The following is a 21,771-nucleotide window of genomic DNA, read 5'->3' on the forward strand; positions in this document are numbered from 1 at the left end:
AACTATGCTTTTGGCGGAAATTAAATATTATATTCACAACAATACAGCCAAAAAATTAAGTTTTATAATGCAAATCAAAACGATTAAATAAAAGAAAAATTTAAAGTTTCCTGCAATATCAAACATCATATACTTCTATGAAGTAATAGAGTAGGATTAACCGTTTTTGGACAAAACTAAAGACCAATAACACACATAATTATTATCAATTTTGTTGGTCTTCATCATATCTAAGCACAGCATATTTAGGAATACCTAGCCGATAGGATAGCTCTAAACTATTTTGTAATTGTTTATACATGATGATAAATAACTGCATATTTTTGGGTGGGGCAAGCGTATTGATTTTGTGATGTTCGAGTTGAAATCAATTAACAAAGCTAAAAAATACTTTGGCTTTAATCCTAAATTTTTGATTACTAAAATTTGATTATTAAAAAAAATGGCTGAAGAAATTAATGCATTGATCGAAGAATGCGATCGCAAATCCCAAGTTCTGATTACCGATGCAGAACGAGCATTCGATGAAGTAGACCAAATTGTTGAGTTTGCCCTGAACTTGGCAGAAGAACTTACTACTGCCAACCAGGAAGCGCAGGAAAGCTGGTCAGCAATTATCTCGGAATTAGAAGAAGCAGAAGAAGCTTTGGAAGCAGAGATGGAAACTACCAAGGAAAAGCTCACCTCCTTTCAAGAAAAAATTACCGAAGTTGGCGAGGGAGTCAATGAAGCAATGGACAGGTTTACGACTCGCTTTTCAGAGGTGCAAAGCCGTAAGACAGAGATGGCAGAACAACTGGCAGAGGAAAAGGAGAATAATACTAATAGCCTCAATACCTTCGTCGAAAATATTAATAACCTCTCAGAAGCACTGGGAGACCATGAGGAAACTGCCAAAGGCAAGATTGAGGAACACGATAACGCAGTGGAAGCTGCCCAGGCAAGCTTTGCCGCGAAAAAAGAAGACCTGATCGAGCAGTTTGAGGCATTAGCTACTGAATTGGGCGAAAACATGGAAACTTTAGGAGAAAACTTTTCTCAAGTAGAAGAAAAATCCGACAATTTCAAACAAGACTCAGAAAGTAACCTAGATTCCCTTACCGAAAACGTTACCGCTGCGATCGCAACTAAGTTTGCCGAAGAGATTATGGAAGAGTTAACTGGTTCGTCGGCAGGATTAACCGAAGCCTTTGGCATCCTCGATAGTGCTGGGGGCGAAATGACCAATCTTTTGGAAGGTGAAGTCGGTCAAATCGTCGATAAAGTCTCGGAAGTTACCGACCTGATCGAGCAAGTAGAGCCAGTCCTTGAAACCGCCAAAGTCTTACTAGGATAAATCTTAGAGCATTACGTATTTAAGTTAGGACACTTTTTAAAACTGATACTTGCTACTTGTTACTTGTTACTTGTTACTTGCTACTTACGAACCAGTAACTTTGCTTGTCCTAGCATAACTTTGTACGGCTATAGCCATCACACTCATAAATTAGTATAGGAGCGATACAGTCATGCCAGCAGCAGATATCTTGGAACAAAATCTCGAAGAATCTAGCGAGAAACTGCAACAAATTATCGATGCGATCGAATTGGCTTCTAACCAAATGACCGATTTGTCAGGACAGTTGGAATCGACTAATACAAGTCTGGAAGAAACTAAAGAAAGTATTATCGAAAGCTTAGAAACTACCACTAAAGAATTTGAAGATACCAACCAAGAATTTAGCGACTCTCGCGACGATATGTTGCGAGTTATGTCAGAGTTGCAAACTGCTTTGGCAGAATTGGAGACCAAACTTGATGACGGAAACGAAACTGTAGATAATGCCGAAAATGAATTTGGTGAGGCTAACGATAGTCGTCAAGAGGAATTGGAGAATAACTTAGAAGAAGTTATTGCTGCCTTTAACGAACTGGCAGAAACCATTGTCGAGATGGAAAACAACGTTGGAGAAGGCAGCGACAATTCTGAAAGCTATTTTAATAACTTTAATGACAGTGTTAAAGAGTTACAGTCCGATCTTGAATCTGCCCAAAAAGAAACAGAAGATGATTTTGAGGATACGGTTAGTAATATTGGCGAAACCTTAAAATCTGACCTCGACTCTTTGCTCGATGAATTTAGCAGTCATTTGACCGACGAACAACTCGAAGAAATTAGTTCAGGATTTGAAGAGTTAACTGGCAACTTTGAAGAGATGTTGACTTCCTTTGGTTCGGATACCGATGAGCTGGGGGACAAACTTAAAGAAAATCTGCACGAAGTCTTAGAAAACTCCCAAGAATATGCAGGGACGCAAATGAAGGAAAAAATCGTCGAGAGCTTTGAAGAGGCAATCAAAGATGCTGTCGAAGCCATGATCCAAGAGGTTGCCGAGAACGTAACCATGATGACCTTTGGTACGAGCGTCACCACCGCCTTATCTCCCTTGTTACCCATGTTGGCAGCAGCCAAGGCAGTTACGGGTGCATTAGCTGCGATCGTCAGTATATTCTAATTTCCCATTACTTTTCATTTGTTGATTTTTTCTAGGAGCAAGTTTCCATGAGCGATTTAGCCAATTCTTTAGATTTGATGTCCCAGTTGGTTACGGAGTTTCCTGGGCGACTCGATGGCATCATCACCCAATCCCAGGAAGTGGAGGCGGAAGCCAACCAACTGACCGAAAATGTGGCAGAAAAGCAACAGCAGGTAGCAGACATTCTGGCACAGGTACAACAGGCTCTCAATGAGATGCGCGAAGAGGTAGCCGAACACCAATCCCAAACCGAATCTGAGGTAGAAAAGTTTGAAACGGATGTCAAAGAATTAACCGAGTTCTTTGACGAAGCTACTAAAAAACTTGATGCAGAAGTAGCAGAAACTCAAGAAAAACTAGAGAATTTTAAAGCAAAACTCGACGAAGACCGGGAGCAAACCCAAGAGCAACAGCAAGAAAGCGATAAAGAACTCACCGAAGCCTGCGATGCGATCGAGGAAGGGAAGGAAAAGCTGGCTGATGCAATGGGAAATACGATTGATAAAATCGATTCCTTGCGGAAAAAATTAGAGTCTGCCAGCGAAGCGATGGAAAAAGAAGTCGACAGCTTCACCAAACGGGTTAACCAGGGACAAACTAACGTTAAAAATGACGTGGCTACTATGGCTGTGGAATTTGCCGATATTGCTAAAAATTTTAGTAGCAGTCTCAACGATACTTCCGAAATGTTATCGGGAGGAGTAGATGGTTTGATGGATAAAACCCAAGAAACTATCGAATCTAAGATTAAAGATTTAATCGATGATGCGGTAGAAAGCGTTACAGACTCCATCGACGACATGGCGAAGAAAATCTCCGACTCTGAAGAGGAATCTTCTACTCAAAGAAAGTTATTAGAACCTCTGTTCGAGAAGATTCAAGTCTTAATTGGACCCCTAACAGGTCAAGTCGATAGCGTGCGCTCTGCTGCCGATAAAGCCTGTATCGATTTTGACGATTACGTATAAATTAACTGAAATTGTTGAACTAAATAGTCTAGAGGAGCATTACTAATGGCAGTAGATTTTGAAAACACCGCAGCCGAGACGGTGACGAAGTTACAAGAATTATTAGACCGAGCAGATAGTGCTAGTGAAGATCTTTCCGATGCCAGAGCCAAACTAGCCAATGTCTCGACGGATTTTGATGATAATTGGAGTACCCTAGCAGCCAGGGCAGAAGCTTTATTGGAGCGTATTTCCGATGCTAGAGCCGAACTAAATGCCGAGTCCGAGGCTGTATCTCAAGGTTTTGCAGACATGGGTAGCAGCATTGAATCTTTACAGGCTTCCGCCAGCCAAGAACTAGAAGAGACTACCAAAGAGCTTAAAGAACTGGGTGACGAAGCCAAAGAGGATAGTTCGGAATTAGAAAACCTGTTTGAGACAGTGCGGGATACCATTACCAACCTGCAAGATAAGGTCAAAGAAGTAGAGGAAAATCTGACCGAAAACCTTTCCGAGTCGGAAGATAACTTAGAAAACGAAGTTAGCGATGCGATCGCCGATTGCGAATCGGAAATTGACGATAAATCCTCGGATACACAAAATGCGATCGCCGACGATGCCAGCACTAAATTGGCGGACTTGTTGGAACATCTCACCACTCATTTAGAAGAGGTGCAAACTGAACTTACCACTAAAGCTAAAGAGAAAGCCGAGGACACTGAAAATTCTGCGGAAAATACCCTCAAAGACTTTACCGATAAACACGACGACATCTTTGGCGATTTGGTAGATAAAGCCAACGAACTCAAAGACGCACTGACTCGTATTGCCGATTTGGTAGATAAGACCAGCGATACTGCGGATACTGCCAAAGACACCCTCGTTGATGGTGTGGAACTAACCAACGTTGGTGTTAGTGCGGTATTCGGCATTCTCGACGATATCCAATCAATTTTGGGTAAATCTTAGACTCGTTTTATTAATATTCTTTTTAATTTAAAGGCAATAGGGAACGGGGAACGGGCAATGGAGGTGTTATCTTCTCCGTTGCCGATTGCCTCTTCCCTGTTCCCTCTGAGGCAACAGCCTCGGTGAACCTATTTCTCGCTCGCTCTATCCTTGTTTAGCAAATGCCACCGAAAGCGGATAAGTTAAGTCAAACTATAGAAAGTCTCCAGTTGTTTGTCACCAGAAAAGCCCAAGAACGGGAAGATCTTGCCGATATTTCCCGCCAACTGGCGCAATTAAATAAAACTTTAAGTCATAAAAAACTAACCCTCCAGATTGTCAGCGATAAGTTACAACTGGCTCAGGCGGTTTTCGATCTAATTAACAATCAAAGAGAACTGAAGCGGTTTTTTCAGCTTAAATTTGACGAGCTTCCCGACATTCCCGAACCAAATGCCCCCCAAGAATCTGTTAGCCTCAAGCTGAGACAAAACCTGAATAATGCTACTGGTTTGCAGCAGTATGTCGAACTTAGTCCCCACCGTAAATATCTTATTGGCAGATCTCCCAAGGCGGATATTGCGATTAATCCCCAACTATATCAGGGAGTATCTTGGCAACACGCAGCTGTGCGCTCTTTGGTAGCAGCAGGTAAGACTCAGTGGCATATTGACGACTGCCAGAGTACCAACGGGACTTTTGTGAATGGAGAGCGGGTACAAGACAGTCAAGCCCTCAGTTCTGGAGATGTTATTACTCTCGCCTGTCCCCGAGCGGGGATAAATGTGGCGGAATTTCTATTTTCTATCAGAGTAGACAATAGCGATCGCGAGGAAAACAAGGAATATTGGGATATTGTCGATTGCGACCTGTTGATGGTGACGGTAGACAGCCAGCAGGGATTGACTCCAGAGGTTAAGGAGTTTATTCAAAAGCTAGATCTAACTTATATTTCCCAACTCTATTTACTGGTAGATACTCCCGATAGCAAGCAAGAGCCAGAGGCAGCTAAGATTGCCGATACTAACCTTAAAACCATCGATACTTGGCTCAAAAGCCTACCAAAATCAAAATGGGAAGTAGTCCCCCTCTTTCTCAAGCCTTGGTATACCGAAGACTTAGGGGAAATTGACCCCAGACAGCAAAAAAAACAGGAACGCTTTGCTAAGATTTTAGGCAACGTCGTCAAACGGCAACCAGAGAATATCCTGGCAAAACGCATTACCGTCAAAGTTGTTCGTGCAGCTGAACCCATCGAACCCTTGCTGGAAGAGCAACAGCAGGAATTAAGTGAAAAACTGGCACAGGAACAACAAGAACTAGCCAGCTTATCCCAGGTTAACTTTAAAGAAGTTAGTAAAAAGGCGATCGCTGAAGCAACACAAAATAAAGATAAGTTTTTTAAGCAAATAAAATTAGATATTGCCCAATCTAAAGCAGCCTTACTTGATGGTTACAGTAAGAAAAGCGTCGTCTATCAAATCCAAGATTTTGTCGATAGCTTGACTCCCGTAATTGCTAAAAAAAATGGACAGAAGATCATTCGGCTAAATGATGATTCTTCTAATTCAGATGATATCAATACGAGCCTCATTAGTTTTTGTACCGATTCATTGGAAAAATGGGCAACAGAGGAATGGCATAAAGTTAGTCATGTTTACTGTAATGGGGGTTTATACGGTTTATTAGACAGATTAGAGAAAAAAACTAAAATCATTCCCCAAGTATTATCCGAATCTCCCTTTTCTACTCCCAATGATATTAATGTGCAAAATAATTTTCTGATTTCTTTTGCCGGGACTAATTGTGAAACTATCCACAAGCAGAAGTCTCTTGGTGCATACATTATGAAGCAACTTAGAAGTCAGATGATGCAGATAATGATGATGCTGACTCTGGTGCTGGGCTTTGTCGGTATTAAATCTAGTAAAAGTCAAATGATGCAAAACCTTTCAGGGACATTTAAGCAGCAACCTTGGCTGTTTGGGATATTTGTCTGTGGAATTATCTTTCTTTTGATCAACAGCTACAACAGCGAGAACGATCTAAAATTGGATGAAGCAGAAGTCAAACTGAAAAAAGACTTATCTAGTTACTATCAATCTTTTACCAAAAATCTACTAGATAAGGTAGTTCAAGATATCACCTTAAACCTTGAATTAGAAGATAAACAAATTGCTGATGGACTAGAAATTGTCAGCGAAGCCTATAGCGATCGCCTGGTAGAAATTGAAAAAAAACAAATTCAAATTCAGAACAATTTAGATAAATATACGGCGCAACAGAAAAGCTTGATCACAGAATTATCGGAATTTGAAAAACTCAAGCAAATGTAATTATCCAAAACAAAACTTTGAATAGACCTGGATGTTTCAAAACTTGTGACACATTCCTCACTTCCACTGATTCAATTGTTTCGCTTACTTATATAGCTTCGTGAGCGGGTAATATGATTTAAGTTTTCAGCTAAGACACATCATTTATCCTTTTTAGCTATTAGCTATCAGTTTTTAAATACCTAACATAAAAGTTGATCGTAGTCATCTATATTAACTAAAAAGTAAAACAATATAACTTATTTTTAAAAACCAATCAAGGAGTATAAAATCAGACAAAGGTATAGAATAAAAAAAATAAGAGGGATAAATTTTTCTAAAACAGTTAAGCGTTTGTAGGTTTTTAGGAGTTTTGTTTTTTTGTTTCTTTTATCGGTTCTATTTAGGCTAGTTATCAAAACGGTAAAAAACCAAAAAAGACGGCTTCTACCTTTTCGTTTTGCTACGTTACTATCTAAAAATGAAATTAAAATCCAGATGCCAAAAATCAGAATATTATCCATGATATATCTACTACTATATAGTTTAATGTGCAAGTATTAGCTAACCTTTATCTATTTTTTTTGCTATTTCTTTTATGGCTAAACTAAAAGCATAAGGTTCAAAAGCGATAGAAAAAAATGATTATTTCTTCATTTGTTTTCTTTGTGATTTTTCAATAATTTATTAGTTTCAACTCCAACTTTTCATAACTGAATCCTAAATCAAACAGTTAAGTAAAACATCTGAAAAACGTCTCGTATTGTTTATCAACGAAAGAAGTAAACAGTCTCTAACTTTTGCTTATCTATTAGGTATACTTCTCTATGATCAAAGTGATATCGTGATTCTCAATCGAATAAGATGTGGTGCAAGTAAAATCAATTTGAAAATCATGGCAATTCAAAAGCTATTAATTTTTTGAGACCAAAACAATGCGATAACGTGCCTTACCCGTCAAAACCTGATCCATCGTCTCGTTTACCTGGCTCAAAGACATGGTTTCGATCTGCGGTTTAATCTGCTTAACGGCAGCAAAATCTAGCATTTACTGCATATATCTGCGATCGCCTACCACACTCCCTACTATCTCTTTTAAGATACAAGGAGAAAAGTTCGGGTATTTATTCGAGTACTTAGAGCGAAAGAGCTATTCGGCAAAGTCAGAGAACAGCTAGAAAAATTGGTTTAATTTTCAAAAATTACGGAAATATTGAGATAAAAGAACATTCTTTTTTGAGATTAGAAAATTTTTGTATTCTTATAATTACATACCAATTAAATAATTTGGCAAGCTCATGCAGGGAAAAATCTTAGGCTCGCGTTATCTGGTACTTGAATATATTGCTAAAGGTGGATTTGGCAAAACCTATCTAGCAGAAGATACTCAATTACCAGGGAAAGATCGCTGCGTTGTCAAACAACTTTACCCCAGCGTCGACGATCCTAATTTTATTAAGGTAGCTAGACGCTTATTTAAAAAAGAGGCAGAAACTCTTAACTCTTTGGGTATTCACAACCAAATACCTCGGCTTCTGGCGTATTTTGAGGAAGATGAGAAATTTTATTTAGTACAGCAATACATTGAAGGTCATACTTTAACTAAAGAACTTTCAGGCGAACCTTGGTCAGAAGCGAAAGTTATTGAACTACTTAAAGATTGTTTAGGTATTCTTAATTTTATTCATACTAAAGGAGTTATCCATCGGGATGTTAAACCCGATAATCTGATTCGTCGTCAATCAGATAATAAGTTGGTACTGGTGGATTTTGGAACGGTCAAAGAGGTCATTGATGAGCAAACCCAATTAGTTCCTGCGACTGTGGCGGTGGGAACAAGAGGCTATATGCCTACAGAGCAAGCAAGAGGCATACCACGCATCACTAGCGACATCTATGCCTTAGGAGTCATTGCAATTCAAGCTTTGACTGGTATGCATCCCATCAAGCTTGAGGAAAACGATCATGGAGAGATAGTTTGGCAGTATCAGGCTCAATGCAGTCGACAACTGGCTGAAATTGTCTCAAAAATGACGCGATATCATTTTAAAGAACGGTATCAATCGACTCAAGAAATTCTCGCAGCTTTAGCTGGTTTAAATGGTTTAGAGATTGAAGTTTCCCCAACCGAGGCAGTTCAATATACCCCAACAATGCATCTGAGTACTTCTCAATTGGCGAATATGGGTGAAAATCATCCAGCCACCTCTGTAGAACCTTCAGCTGTAATTGGCGATCGCGTGGTTATAACTTCTCCTGAAAACGCAACTAGTTTTTCAGCAAAACCACCTGAACTATCGAAACTCTCTACCGACAATTCTCCTTCCTCAGAATCTGCTAAATCCAATCTACCTGAAAACGAATCTAATTCCATGTCCAAGACTCAAAAAACTGGTAAAACTCTGACCACTCTAGGAATAGCTTTAGCAGTAGGCGCGATCGCTTCTGGGGGAATGTATTTTCTTAATCAGCGAACCGAGCAAACTACTCAGGCTAGTATCGAAGAACAAGTAGAGCGTTTGACCTCCATGGTTGAAAAGCAAGATTATCAAGGCTGCTATGAAGAAGTGGTTAATCTGAATGCTCAAGAGTCGCTAACTGAAGCTAAGAGTATGCCTAAAGAGCAACAACAGGAATTTGAAGCTCAGTGTGGTTTAGGCCAAGCAAAGGAAGAGGCAAATAATCTTAACTACAGTGCCGCATTAGCGATCGCCAAAACCCTACCGCAAAACACTTCTGTCAATGCCGAAATTCAACAACAAATAGAGTCTTGGTCACAACAGTTACTAAAACAGGCTACCAAACTTTACGAACAAGAAGGAAAACTTGCTGAGGCGATCGAGATCGTTCAACAAATTCCTCAAGACAGTGCTGTCAGACCACAAGTCATTGATGCTCAAGATAGTTGGAAAGCTGAGTCCGAAAAAAATGAGGCAATTATCCACACTGCTGAAAAAGCACTGAGTGAAGAAAATTGGCAATATGCCAAGCAACAAGCAACTAAGGTCAAAGATTCCCCAGCAATGTATTGGCAAAAACAAGCCAAAGCAATTATTAGTCAGGCAGAAGAAGGAATTGCAGCGACTTCTCCAGCCGAGCAGTCTGAACCAGTTAAAGCGATCGCGCCAGCGCCCCCACCTAAAGTGGTTACTCCCGTAAGTCCAGCACCTAAAGTTATTGTCCCCAAACCAGAACCCAAACCTCCCGTAACCTCAACTCCTCCAGAGCAATTAAGAGATCTAGGTAGTGATACTTACTCGGCTCCCAGCAACAATGCACCCCTGAGGGATTTATAGTCGTACAAAGTTGTATTAGGACAAGTTTGTTTGATTGCTCGTAAGTAATGAGTAATGAGTAATGAGTGTCCTAATGTAAATCCGTATTGCTATATAACAATGGCTGGGAATACTCTCAGCGCAAACGCTGTGAGCAGTTTACAAATCTCTGAGGTTGTTATTGGTCGGGGTGGGGCTATTGATGGGAGTGTTATTAGTCGGGCTACTGTTCTCTATCGGAGCATTCGGTAGTGGTGCAGAGGGAGTATTAGAAGTAGGTTCTGGGGTAGGGGATTGAAATTGATTTGCAGGTTGCTGATTGGCTTGATTTCTCAAGACTTTCTGGACTTTATTCAAACTATCATTAGCCACGTTGTAGCTTTCGTTATCTCCCTGTTGAAAAAACAGTTCCGCGGCCTTTTTAAAATCTGTTACTGCCCCTTCAAAGTCTTTTTGATAGTAGCGAATGGCACCGCGATTATGATAGGACTTGCCGTAATCAGGATCGATTTTAATTGCCCGATCATAATCGGATAAAGCACCAGCAATATCATCTAAATCTTCACGCACAATACCACGATTAAGATAAGACCAAGGATCGACAGGATTAATCCGCAAGGCATCATTATAATCGCTAAGTGCCTCTTGTTTATTTCCTAGTCTATAGTTAGCCAAGCCACGACTAAAATAAGCTAAAGCAAAATTAGGATTAACTTCCAGGGCACGGTCGTAATTAGCGATCGCTGAATTAATATCTCTTTGGGTATAGTCAATCAAGCCTTGATAATATACTGCTAAGGCATTGTTCGGATTTGCTTTTGATGCCTCAATCAGGTAATCATTTGCCCTGGAAGTATCTCCACTTTGAAGCAACTCAATTCCTTCGACGTATTTTTTCGTTGCTTCAACTTTTTTGGTTGCTTCAACGCTGACTTCTCCTCCTTCTTCTGCTGGTTCTGGTTCGGGCTTACCACCATCCACAATTAAGTCTGCCTTATTTAAACCGGCAATAGCTAAAGATGTGAGAAAGGTATCGATGGGAATAGCTGCATTGAAGCCTGTTTTCAGAGGTTCTGGAATACTAGAAGACTCATTTTTGACACTGCCAATCACATCTCCTTGTCCATGAATACCAATTAAATGACCACTGGTATCAAATACCGGTCCCCCGCTCATCCCTCGGCGAGTTAAAGCTTGATAACGCATCGCATAACCTTCAGGAGCACTTTCGCGAATACTAGTAACCATGCCAGTGGTAAATTCGTGTTCGCGGTTAGCTTCAACGTCTATCGCTAGAGGAAAGCCAGAAACATAGACATTTGCTCCCGCAGTAGCATATTGTGAATCACCAAAAGTTACTAAGGGATAGGCATCATTCGCTTCAAAGGTGACAACTGCCAAATCCAATCCTGTCTCTTCCTTAAGGCTTTTTACAGTACTAACAGAATATTGCTCTGTTCCAATTTTGATGATGTAGCCTACATTAGGATTGACAACAACGTGATTGGCAGTAAGCACAGTATAGCTATTACCCTGATTAGCAATCAGGACCCCCGAACCACCGGGAATGCCCAAAGTATTATCAATTTTAACTGTAGTTTCGATGGCGATCGCCGCAATTTCCGTGGCGCTTTTGGCTATGACCTTTGCTGGAGTTAATACCAAAGTTGCAGCTACAGTTGTCCCTGCAATAACACTTGTTATTAGACCAGAATTAAAAAATAAACGATTCATTTCAAACTAATTTTGTGCTGCTTGAGAGGTCAGTTGCAAATAGCTGGTAATAGGAATTCCCCAACTAGAATTAATCATGGTTTCCAACATTTCAGGACTAGGTTCGCTCCCATCTTCAAAAGTGTATACGCCAAAATCAGGATCACGATATTTCCCTCGACCATGAACCCCAATTACAAAACCTTTGGCGTTAAAAATCGGTCCTCCACTCATCCCTATTTCAGTATCGTTGGTATAGCCCAAGTGATAACCTTCGGGTAAAGATTTAGGGGGAATCAAAGATACTTCACCTTGAGTTAAGCGAAATGCCTCAACTCCTAAAGCGATCGTATCGGTTGAACCGTCCTGTTTATACAGAGGAAATCCTGCTGCATAGATTTTTTCTCCTACTTCTGGATTGCTAGTAGCCAAAGTAGCTACCTGATAATTATTAGGACTTTGAAATTGAACAATCGCCAAATCCAAATTACCTACTTGTTGTGGCGGTTGTAGCAATGGATATATCTGACCATCTGCAGCTAGTACCTGAATGCTATTACTAGTGGCAACTACGTGCCAATTAGTCAAAATAGTATAGGTCTGCCCTTGTTGATTAATAATGACCCCAGTGCCAGCAGCATTATCTTGGACAATTCTGACAGTGGTAGACTGGGCCAGATCGTATATATCTTGACTATAAGTCTCGTCAGGTAGAACATAACTAGGTACGGCTTCGGTTTGACCAGATTGGGTTGACCCTAAACTGATCCCAAGTAATAAAGCTATCAGTAATACCTTTAATCCCCAACGATAGTTTTTAAGCAAAGACCAGACTGCATTTTGTAAAATCTTCTGTTTCAATTGTTTTCGCTCAATTTTCAATCTGTTTGGTCAGAATACTTGCTTATAATTCTCTGTGGGTCTCAGGAATATTTGGTTGGGAACCGGAAGGTTGTGGTGCCGTAGGCTGTGGTGTCGTAGGCTGAGGACGGGAAGGTTGCTCGGCATTGGGTTGAGTTGTAGATTGGGTTGTCGTTTCCTCTAGTCTGGAACCCACATCAATATAAGGAATTGCGGTGACTGATTCATAATTCGACTGCAAGCCTTCATCTCCTTTGCGCCAAGCAAAGAGATTATTTAATGCTTTTAGTCCATCTTGTCCTGGTTTGAGAGTATAAATAATTCCTTCGCAAGGACCTTGATCTTGACTGGCGACACAAATAACGGATTGATTGTTAACCGTACCCAAAGTCACATATTTTAGTTTCTTATTTTTGCGATAAGTTTCTAAACGAGAGCTAACCTCTTGGCAACGTGCATTAGGACTCCATCCAGAACCAGAAAAATGATCGCTTACCCATTGAATCCAGGGTTCGGGAGTTCCTTGACTATTTTGATATATAGTTGTAGGGTTATCTCCGCTGGTATCGCAACGAAAACCAGACTGAACAACAGGAGTCTGATTTGCTGGTATCTGAGTTTGATTAGGTAACTGAGCTAGGCTAGGTAGAGCGATCGCAGCCAAGCAGCTTGCAATAGTCAGGGAAACCGAATTGATCTTATGTTTCATAGCCAAATATATCATCTCAAATAGGTGTTTGAAATCCAAATCATTCCACTTACAAAAATACTTATTTAAAGTGTTTAAAATTGATATGAATTTACCGATATTAAATATGCAATGCTATTTATTTCAAATAACCACTGAAATTGCATGATTTTAATCATAAGACAAATTCTATTGGTAAATCGTATTAATGTATCTGTTTAACAACAATTTTTTAACTTTTAGGACAAGGAGTTCCTTTTTCAGTTCTAAAGAGAAGGTAATATTTTGATTAAGTTATATTTTTCTACTTTGTCTTGGTATTGTGCGATCGCCAAACCGATCAAATCACTTTTTACTCGAACTCAATGCGATTATAAAGTTCATCTAAACTTATTTCAAACTCAAACGAATCAAAGACAATCTTGGCTTCACTCCCAGCATATTCTGACAATACCCATTGATTAGAGTCATTTTTGGCAAATTTCTCTACTTGCATTGCCGTCTGACTAATCACAAGATATTCCCTAAAACTAGGAATAGTACGATACATTCTGAACTTATCACCACGGTCATATTTTTCAGTGGAGTCAGATAAAACCTCTGTAATCATTAAAGGATTAACAATGGTATCCTGACGATTTTCAGCAAATACCAAAGGTGTATTAACTACCATCACATCTGGATAGGTATATAAACGACAATTAGGTATCCATAAGCGTAAGTCGCTCATAAAAATATCAAAAGAAGTACCTCTTAAAGCAAAATTAAGTGCGCTACTCAAATTTAAGGCGATTTTGTTATGATTGGGTTTGCCACCTGCCATAGGTATAATTTGTCCAGCAAAATATTCGCTTTTGTATTCAGCCTGAGTTTCTAGTTCAAAATATTCTTCAGGAGTGTAATAGGTTTTAGTTGAAACTTGCATGATCGTGATTGTCATTCATGAATTAATTATAAACAGGCTTCAATGACTAATAGCTAATGGCTAACGGCTAATGGCTAATGGCTAATGGCTAATGGCTAATGGCTAATGGCTAATGGCTAACGGCTAATGGCTAATGGCTAATGGCTAATAGCTTCTTTAATAAAAAATATCAGCAGGATCGGCAGTACGAAGCTTTTTCATAGCGATCGCCCCAGAGATCATACACATGACTACATTTAGAGTAAAAACCTGTAAGGTAATACCCAACTCCATGCTGACAGGAAGTTCCACAAATTCGGCTAAAAGATAGTAAATACCGTGAGAAGCCAAATATCCAGGAATAAAACCCATCATTGCTAAAATTAGAGACTCTTGCAGCACTACTAAGGACAAGTCACGATCTTTGTACCCCATTGCTTTGAGGGTGGCATATTCAGGCAGGTGTTCACTAACATCGGTATAAATCACCTGATACACAACAACAATTCCGACAATAAAGCCGATCGCCGCACCAAAATTAAGTACTTTACCCTCAGGCCATTGAGCAACATAATCCTGTTCTCCTTGGGACAATTCTGCTGGGGTTAAAACTTTAATATCTTTACTAAGATTTTTTTGAATTCGTTGAATTACAGCTTGGGGATTAGCTCCTGGCTGAAGAGAAAGCACTCCTAAGTTAACATCTTCCAATCTTTCTAATCCCTGCATCTGTCCAAAATTCCAGTCGCTCATTACTGCCCTTCCCTCATCGTAAAAGGTACTGCCAAGACTAAATAATCCCACTACAGTAACTTTGCGATTACTCATAATGCTAGACGCATGACCTTCGCTGGCAAAGACTTGTGGAATATTACCTAATTTCTCTTTCGCTAGGCGATCGTACAAAATTCCCCCAGGTACAGCTAATAAATCAAGGTGCTGATTAATTTCAGGAATTTTGAATACTGGTTTGGTCGGATTAAATGCCAGCATTTGTATCCGTGAAGACTGCGGTGGTTGAGCAGCACTATCACTTATTTCATCTGAAGACTTTAGCAATTTGGGATCGACCCATTTGCCCGTCTCTACATAAAGAGGGCGAGCATCAGCAACCCCTTCAATAGCATCTGCTTGATAAAGATAAATACTGGGAAAAGAACTATTTCTAATATTTTCTGAATAAGAAGAAAGAAGATAAAGATCGCCGTTGAGATTTTGAGGTAATAAAGTTACTCCGTCGAATAACATTGCCCTAATGCCCAACTGAGTAAAAATTAGAATAATCGAAAATGCTACCCCCAAAATTGCCACCGTCAAACGGATTTTTTGATGGGATAGCTGTAACCAAGCCAGAGGAGTTCGGCGGAGGTAAGAGTTGATTTTCAGAAACAGTAGATATATTGGTTTCACTGCCAGTAATCAGTAATCAGTAATCAGTAATCAATTATCAATTTCAACTCTTACTCTCATATTGGTAAGATTAGTAACTTTTTTGCTATCTTCAGGATTGATGCGAATTTTTACTTCGACAATTCGAGAATTTTCGTCTTGAGTAGGATCTTCAGAAGCTTCCGATAATTGTTTGGCTCCCACCTGTAAACCCAAGTGTTCTACAGTTCCCTTGAGGTTTCCTGCAAATCCACCATACTCACTACTTATGGTGGCTGGTTGTCCAATACGTACTTTACTAATATCAGTTTCATATACTTCGGCGATCGCATACATTTCATGGGTTCGACCTAATTCGACAATTCCCCGCTGGGTGTTGACCTGTTCCCCAACCCGAGTATTGATTCGTAATATTTGACCAGCAATAGGTACTTTGACCTTAGTATCTTCCAGATCTGCCCTACGCTGTTTGACGGCAATAATGGCTCTTTCTAACTCTATCTCTGCCACTCTGACATCGACTGGTCTAATTTCTTCTAATTTGGCTAAATTTTCTCTTTCTTGATTTATTTCTTCCTTTAAGGTTTGCTCAGTATTATTTAATTGTGCTTTTCTTTCATTTAAATTTGCTTGAGCCGTCTCTAACTGCTCTCTAACTTGATCTAGAGTTTGCTGGCTCACTGCTCCCTGATCCCTTAAAGTTTGGTTACGCTCAAAGGTTATCTGAGCCTGTCTGAGTTGTGCTGTTGCTGAAGCGATCGCCGCTTGTTTTTCTTGAGTTTCGTTCCGCAATTGTGATTCTAGACGAGAAATATTGGCTTTCTGTGCAGCTAATTCTGCCTGTTTGGTCTCCCCTGCCCGAGTTTGTTCTAATTTAGCTTTAGCTAGTTCAACATTTTTTTCTGCTTCTTCTAAATCTCTTTCACGATTTTCAAAACCCTGAAGAATAGCAATTACTTGATTTTTCTCCACGCGATCGCCCTCTTCAACTAGGATTTGATTAACTCGACTATCTTCAGCGTTAGTCACCGAGAGTTTAATTACTTCCCCTCTCGGAATTAATTTACCTAAGGCGACTACTTGTTTAGGTCGCTGAACTTGAGTTTGAGCTTCTGCATCGACATCCTGTAATTGAGTCTGAGAATTAGCATTACAAGCAGTAGTTAGAACCAGAAAACTAAGGATAACACCACACTTACTAACAAAATTTAGCCAGCGATTGAAATTAAAAAGGAACATAAGAAAGCTAATTAATCCTTGCTGTTCGCTAATAAAAGAGCATTAATATCGGCAGCAACAATCTTTTCCAGATTGGCTGATATTTTTTTAATATCCCAATTCCACCAAGCAACTTCTAGTAATATTTTGATAATCTCATCGGTAAATCTTTGCTTAATAATATTGGCAGGATTACCGCCAACAATGGTGTATGGAGGTACATCATTAACTACAACTGATTTAGCAGCAACGATCGCCCCATCGCCTATAGTGACTCCTGGCATAATAATCGATTCGTAACCAAGCCAGACATCGTTACCTACAATAGTGTCACCCTTAAAAGGTAACTCATTTTCCTGTGGTGTTGCCTTTTCCCAACCTTTACCAAAGATATAAAAAGGATAGGTAGAAAATCCAGATATTTGATGATTTGCCCCATTCATAATAAATTTTATGCCTCTAGCCAAAGCGCAAAACTTACCAATGATTAATTTGTCTTTGCTAAATGGATAATGATAGAGAACATTGCGTTCAAAATTTTCTGAATCTTCTGGGTCATCATAATATGTATAGTCACCAATAATTATCTTGGGGTTATTGACAGTGTTTTTGATAAAACAAATTTGGGGAAATCCTGACATTGGATGTTTATCATTTGGATTTGCGCCGTACAAAACAACCTCCAACTATAAAACTTGACCACAATAAACTGAAATCTGGGGTAACAATTCTATTGAACGTCTAATGTCAATCAAATTAATGTCAATCAAATTCGTTATTTTAAGTAAAATTAGCTAGCAAAGTAGATATCTTAACTGAACTTTAGTTACGAAGGGGCTTGGGGAAGCCGTCATTTCCCCAACTGGGGGTCTGGGGGAAAGTTCCCCCAGAGAAAAATATAGTCTTAAAGAATAAATTACCTAATCAATAGTTCAGAACTAAGCATTGTTAATCCACATTAAGCGTATTGATATAATTGCATTACCTTTTCAATTGCCATTCGTGACTGCACATTCAAATTCAAAGATGAAGTATGTCCCAAATTAAAATGTTCTGCTGCGGCACAACCAATCATGGCAGCATTATCAGTACAAAACTTCATCGGTGGAAAACATACCTGTAAGTCATGTTTTTCGGCTGCTTGTTGCAGATATTTTCTTAAACCACTGTTGGCTGCTACGCCACCACCAATGGCAATTGTGTTCAAATTATGATCTAGGGCGCACTTTATGCTACGTCGAGTCAAAACTCTGGCTACGGTATCTTGAAAACTCGCTGCAATATCGGCAACAGGGATTTCTCCTTGGGATTCTAGTTTCTCGACTAATCTTAATACTGCCGTTTTCATTCCGCTAAAGCTGAAGTCGTAGGGATGATAACCCCCCTCAGGTAATGAAATTCTACCTTCTGGTAATTGATAGGCTCTAGGGTTGCCTTGTTCCGCCAGGCGATCAATTATAGGACCCCCTGGATATCCTAGATTTAATAATCGGGCTACCTTATCAAATGCTTCCCCTGCTGCATCATCTCTAGTTGCCCCCAACAGTTTATATTCTCCATAGTCTTTAACATAAATACTGCTGGTATGACCGCCAGAAACCAAAAGACACAAAAAAGGTGGTTGTAATTCAGGTTGAGCCAGATAAGAGGCATAAATATGCCCTTCTAAATGATGCACTCCCAAAAATGGCTTATTGTGAATCATCGCTAGAGTTTTGGCTGCTGCCACCCCTACCAGTAAAGCTCCCACCAAACCAGGAGTACAGGTAGCTGCGATCGCATCAATCTGTTGCCAATCGATTTGCGCCTCAGATATTGCCTGGGCGATACAGGGATTGATAATTTCTAAGTGTTGCCTCGAGGCTAATTCCGGTACAACGCCACCATAAATTCGATGAAGTTCAATCTGAGAAGAAACAATACTACTTAAAACTTGACGATTCTTAACGATTGCCACCGCAGTTTCGTCACAACTTGTTTCGATCGCTAAAATTGTTGCCATCCTTTGATAAGTTTATCTATTAGTTAGCGTCTAACAAATATCTAGACGCTTGATGTTCAAACACAATTATTATCTGTCACAAAAGGAAACATATTCATGAGAAGGTTGTTTGCTTTAATACTAGTATTTACGCTTTGGTTTGGTTTTGCACCCACGGCAACTGCTGATGGTGTTGCAGGATTAACTCCTTGTGGCGAAAACCCTGCCTACGTAGAAAAAGCTAAAAATTTCCGCAACACTACTGACGATCCCAATTCTGGTCAAATTAGAGCGGAGCGTTATGCTCAAGCTCTTTGTGGTCCTGAAGGATATCCTCATTTAATCGTAGATGGTCGCTGGTCACATATGGGTGATTTCTTTATTCCCAGCGTGCTGTTCTTATACATTGCTGGATGGATCGGTTGGGCTGGTCGCTCCTATCTAATTGCAATTAGAGACGAGAAAAACGCAGAAATGCAAGAAGTTGTGATTAACGTTCCTTTAGCTGTAAGCAAAATGCTAGCTGCTGCTACTTGGCCTTTACTAGCCTTTGGTGAATTTACTAGTGGCAAAATGTTTGCTAAAGAATCGGAAATTACCGTTTCTCCCCGCTAGATTACATTTTTTACTGTTAAACAGGAGAATATTATGGGAAAATTTCTTTCCACTGCACCAGTATTGATTATGGCTCTGTTGTTTGTTACAGCAGGGATTTTGATCGAATTTAATCGTTTTTATCCAGATTTGTTGTTCCACCCCCTGAGTTGAAATAAAATCAAATTGAACTGAGGTTTCTATACTTAACTTAATCTATCTACTTTCAGTGAAGATGCTGAAAATTTACCAATTACATCTGCGATTAATCTAGTTGTTAGTCGCAGTTTTTTATTACCTTAAAAAGCTTTAAGCTCTAAGCCTTAAGCTTTAAGCTCTAAAGTTTACGCTTTGTAAACGGCTAACAGCTTATAGCTATCGGGTTTAATGCCCCCAGCAAACGAAGTTTGGTGGTCTACAATTAGGAGAGGTTAAAGCCTCTTCTAATTGGCTTACAGCTTACAGCTTACAGCTTATAGCTGCGGCTCTGCCGCTTTACTAAACTTTTTCTCAATAGATCTTATAAACATCACACAAAATATTCTATTTGTTATAAAAGAAAAAAACTATATTTACAAAATATATAACAAAATGAAATATAGAAGATGCAAGCCTGAAAAGAGAATTTATCGCAATTTAGTCTTAGGAATTATTACTTTTCTAATTGTGGCAACAGTTCTACCTATTATGGCGCAAAGTAGTATAACTTGAACACATCGAATTAAATTGAACTAAAAAAAAGAGCTTGGTCAACAATTGCTTGAAGTAACCAAACTCTTTTTTTGTTAAGAATATTTTCAATCTATTAGTGCAGTTAATGGTCTTGTAAATTCAAGAGACAGTTCTTTAGGATTACATAATTCCTAACTGACCGAGAATTCCTTGACCAGTAAAGTATTCAGTAGCAACTGCAATGATAAAACCGAGCATGGCTAAACGACCGTTCCAGTTTTCCGCAAATTGAGTAAAGCCGAATTTGTTTTCTTGGTTTTCCATTTGTCTAGACCTCATTAAGTTTTGTTGATCACATCTTAACTAATATAAATATTTATTGCAATTATTTTACATAATGCCTGAAATGGCGATTTTTAATGAAGAAACCTTGCAATCATTGTAATCAATACAAATTTTTGCTGCAAAAACTTGACAAAAAACCTCGTTATTATGTCATTTAATTCTGACATTTGCTTAAAGTAAAGGAGTGAAACTCCTAGCTTTTTACTTGAGTCAACTTTAAGGCTGAAAGCTGATAGCTATAAGCTGACAGCTTTTTAAGATGGATATCTGATTTCAAAAAGAAGAAATGATACTTACCTAGTTTGAAAAACATTTTGTACCATTGGCTTGTCGATACCTGCTGCTGCACGATCTAATTCTGTTATCTCTCCTGCATTCATTTGCCAATCTTTAGCGGCAATGTTCTCTTGGGCTTGCTGAATATTTTTAGCTCCAGGAATTGGAATTGCGCCTTTGGTAATACACCAATTGATAGCTACTTGAGCCATAGTTTTATTGCGATACTGAGCGATCGCCTTGATGCAATTTAATAGTGGTTTAGCTTCAGGAACTAATCTTTTAAAGAGTAAACCCCGCAAACCTTTGGGATATGTACTGGGATTAGTATATTTCCCCGTTAAGATCCCTAAGCAAAGAGGGCTATAGGCAATTAGCTTAATACCCAATTCATCACAAGTTTCTTTGATACCTAAATCCGTAACAGGATAAGTAGAGAGCAGGGAATACTGTACCTGTAGGGTAGCGATGGGAATACCGCGATCGCTGAATTTCTGGTGTATTTTTTTCAATCTTTTCGTGCCATAGTTAGATAGTCCTACAGCTTTAACCAATCCCTGTTCGTATAAATCTCCTAAACCATCCAAAAGTTGCCATTCTTGCCAGGGGAAATAATTTGCTGTAGACCAATGCATTTGAGCCAGATCGACCCTTCCCATCCGTTGCGCCGAGGCTTTTCCCGCAGATACCATAGATTTTCTAGTAAGTCTCCAGGGATAGGCAGCTAGTTTGGTCGCCAAACAAATCTGATTTTTATTAACTCCTCTATACTCTTGCTCAAACTTTCCCAGTAGCTTTTCACTTTGACCATTTAATTTACCAGTACCGTAAGAATCGCCAGTATCAAATAGAGTAACGCCATTACCAACGCAAAAATTAAAAACTTCCTGTAGCTGATTATCCATACTTTCGTTGTACCCCCAGAGAAGACGGTTTCCCCAAGCCCAGGTGCCACAACCCATTTGGGGTAAAATCAGTTTTTCGGTAGTTGACATAATTGCTCTTTAGTTTATTTTGATAGGATATTAAAAAATGAATCGGCTAAAATTAGCGGAATAAGCCTAGTTAACCAAAAAAACATCAAATATTGACAATAAATTAGAGCTTTATTTTGAGACTGTTGAAAATC

At 39.3% G+C, this 21,771-nt stretch carries 18 protein-coding genes; 8 read left to right on the plus strand and 10 right to left on the minus strand.

Annotated features, from left to right (window positions below; translation table 11 throughout):
- Positions 1-442: 442 nt before the first annotated feature.
- The 6 genes from PLEUR7319_RS0105560 (at position 443) to PLEUR7319_RS37840 (ending at position 10,022) form a co-directional block, all read left to right on the plus strand.
- Positions 443-1,336 (plus strand): hypothetical protein, encoded by an 894-nt coding sequence (locus tag PLEUR7319_RS0105560; RefSeq protein WP_019504213.1) that lies wholly within the window; start codon positions 443-445, stop codon positions 1,334-1,336.
- Positions 1,337-1,508: 172 nt separating this feature from the next.
- On the plus strand, positions 1,509-2,495 hold the full coding sequence (locus PLEUR7319_RS0105565; protein ID WP_019504214.1) for a hypothetical protein: 987 nt from the start codon (positions 1,509-1,511) through the stop codon (positions 2,493-2,495).
- A 47-nt stretch (positions 2,496-2,542) separates the two neighbouring features.
- Complete coding sequence (locus tag PLEUR7319_RS0105570; RefSeq protein WP_019504215.1) at positions 2,543-3,484, plus strand: hypothetical protein; 942 nt, start codon at positions 2,543-2,545, stop codon at positions 3,482-3,484.
- Positions 3,485-3,529: 45 nt separating this feature from the next.
- Positions 3,530-4,432, plus strand: coding sequence for a hypothetical protein (locus PLEUR7319_RS0105575; RefSeq protein ID WP_019504216.1), 903 nt, complete (start codon positions 3,530-3,532; stop codon positions 4,430-4,432).
- Between the two features lie 161 nt (positions 4,433-4,593).
- Positions 4,594-6,747, plus strand: coding sequence for an FHA domain-containing protein (locus tag PLEUR7319_RS0105580; RefSeq protein WP_019504217.1), 2,154 nt, complete (start codon positions 4,594-4,596; stop codon positions 6,745-6,747).
- 1,277 nt (positions 6,748-8,024) lie between these two features.
- Complete coding sequence (locus PLEUR7319_RS37840; RefSeq protein WP_019504221.1) at positions 8,025-10,022, plus strand: serine/threonine-protein kinase; 1,998 nt, start codon at positions 8,025-8,027, stop codon at positions 10,020-10,022.
- 138 nt (positions 10,023-10,160) lie between these two features.
- On the opposite strand, the gene PLEUR7319_RS37845 is transcribed toward PLEUR7319_RS37840, so the two are convergent.
- The 8 genes from PLEUR7319_RS37845 to tsaD form a co-directional block, all read right to left on the minus strand.
- A complete protein-coding gene (locus PLEUR7319_RS37845) occupies positions 10,161-11,735 on the minus strand; it encodes a tetratricopeptide repeat-containing serine protease family protein (protein ID WP_019504222.1) in 1,575 nt (524 codons plus the stop codon).
- Between the two features lie 6 nt (positions 11,736-11,741).
- A complete protein-coding gene (locus tag PLEUR7319_RS0105610; protein ID WP_202804218.1) occupies positions 11,742-12,575 on the minus strand; it encodes a serine protease in 834 nt (277 codons plus the stop codon).
- A 43-nt stretch (positions 12,576-12,618) separates the two neighbouring features.
- Positions 12,619-13,284 carry a COP23 domain-containing protein gene (locus PLEUR7319_RS34400; protein ID WP_063822262.1) on the minus strand — a complete coding sequence of 222 codons (666 nt, stop codon included), beginning with the start codon at positions 13,282-13,284 and terminating at the stop codon, positions 12,619-12,621.
- Between the two features lie 331 nt (positions 13,285-13,615).
- Complete coding sequence (locus tag PLEUR7319_RS0105620; RefSeq protein WP_019504225.1) at positions 13,616-14,188, minus strand: Uma2 family endonuclease; 573 nt, start codon at positions 14,186-14,188, stop codon at positions 13,616-13,618.
- Between the two features lie 156 nt (positions 14,189-14,344).
- Entirely contained in the window at positions 14,345-15,577 is a 1,233-nt protein-coding gene (gene devC, locus PLEUR7319_RS0105625; protein ID WP_202804219.1) for an ABC transporter permease DevC, read from the minus strand.
- A 30-nt stretch (positions 15,578-15,607) separates the two neighbouring features.
- Positions 15,608-16,795: an efflux RND transporter periplasmic adaptor subunit gene (locus PLEUR7319_RS0105630; protein WP_019504227.1), complete on the minus strand. Its 1,188-nt coding sequence runs from the start codon at positions 16,793-16,795 to the stop codon at positions 15,608-15,610.
- Between the two features lie 11 nt (positions 16,796-16,806).
- Positions 16,807-17,448: a Vat family streptogramin A O-acetyltransferase gene (locus PLEUR7319_RS0105635; RefSeq protein WP_026102329.1), complete on the minus strand. Its 642-nt coding sequence runs from the start codon at positions 17,446-17,448 to the stop codon at positions 16,807-16,809.
- 284 nt (positions 17,449-17,732) lie between these two features.
- Entirely contained in the window at positions 17,733-18,776 is a 1,044-nt protein-coding gene (gene tsaD / locus PLEUR7319_RS0105640; protein WP_019504229.1) for a tRNA (adenosine(37)-N6)-threonylcarbamoyltransferase complex transferase subunit TsaD, read from the minus strand.
- Between the two features lie 96 nt (positions 18,777-18,872).
- Here tsaD and PLEUR7319_RS0105645 point away from each other — a divergent pair, with 96 nt between their 5' ends.
- Positions 18,873-19,370: a photosystem I reaction center subunit III gene (locus PLEUR7319_RS0105645; RefSeq protein ID WP_019504230.1), complete on the plus strand. Its 498-nt coding sequence runs from the start codon at positions 18,873-18,875 to the stop codon at positions 19,368-19,370.
- A gap of 33 nt (positions 19,371-19,403) precedes the next feature.
- Positions 19,404-19,523 carry a photosystem I reaction center subunit IX gene (gene psaJ / locus PLEUR7319_RS39180; protein ID WP_026102330.1) on the plus strand — a complete coding sequence of 40 codons (120 nt, stop codon included), beginning with the start codon at positions 19,404-19,406 and terminating at the stop codon, positions 19,521-19,523.
- A 678-nt stretch (positions 19,524-20,201) separates the two neighbouring features.
- Here the strand turns inward: psaJ and PLEUR7319_RS0105655 are convergent.
- Together PLEUR7319_RS0105655 and PLEUR7319_RS0105660 are read right to left on the minus strand one after the other, a co-directional pair.
- Positions 20,202-20,345 (minus strand): chlorophyll a/b-binding protein, encoded by a 144-nt coding sequence (locus PLEUR7319_RS0105655; RefSeq protein ID WP_019504231.1) that lies wholly within the window; start codon positions 20,343-20,345, stop codon positions 20,202-20,204.
- A gap of 314 nt (positions 20,346-20,659) precedes the next feature.
- Positions 20,660-21,637, minus strand: coding sequence for an aldo/keto reductase (locus PLEUR7319_RS0105660; RefSeq protein WP_019504232.1), 978 nt, complete (start codon positions 21,635-21,637; stop codon positions 20,660-20,662).
- Between the last annotated feature and the right edge of the window lie 134 nt (positions 21,638-21,771).

Origin of the sequence: Pleurocapsa sp. PCC 7319, assembly GCF_000332195.1 — a bacterium.
Classification (GTDB): domain Bacteria; phylum Cyanobacteriota; class Cyanobacteriia; order Cyanobacteriales; family Xenococcaceae; genus Waterburya.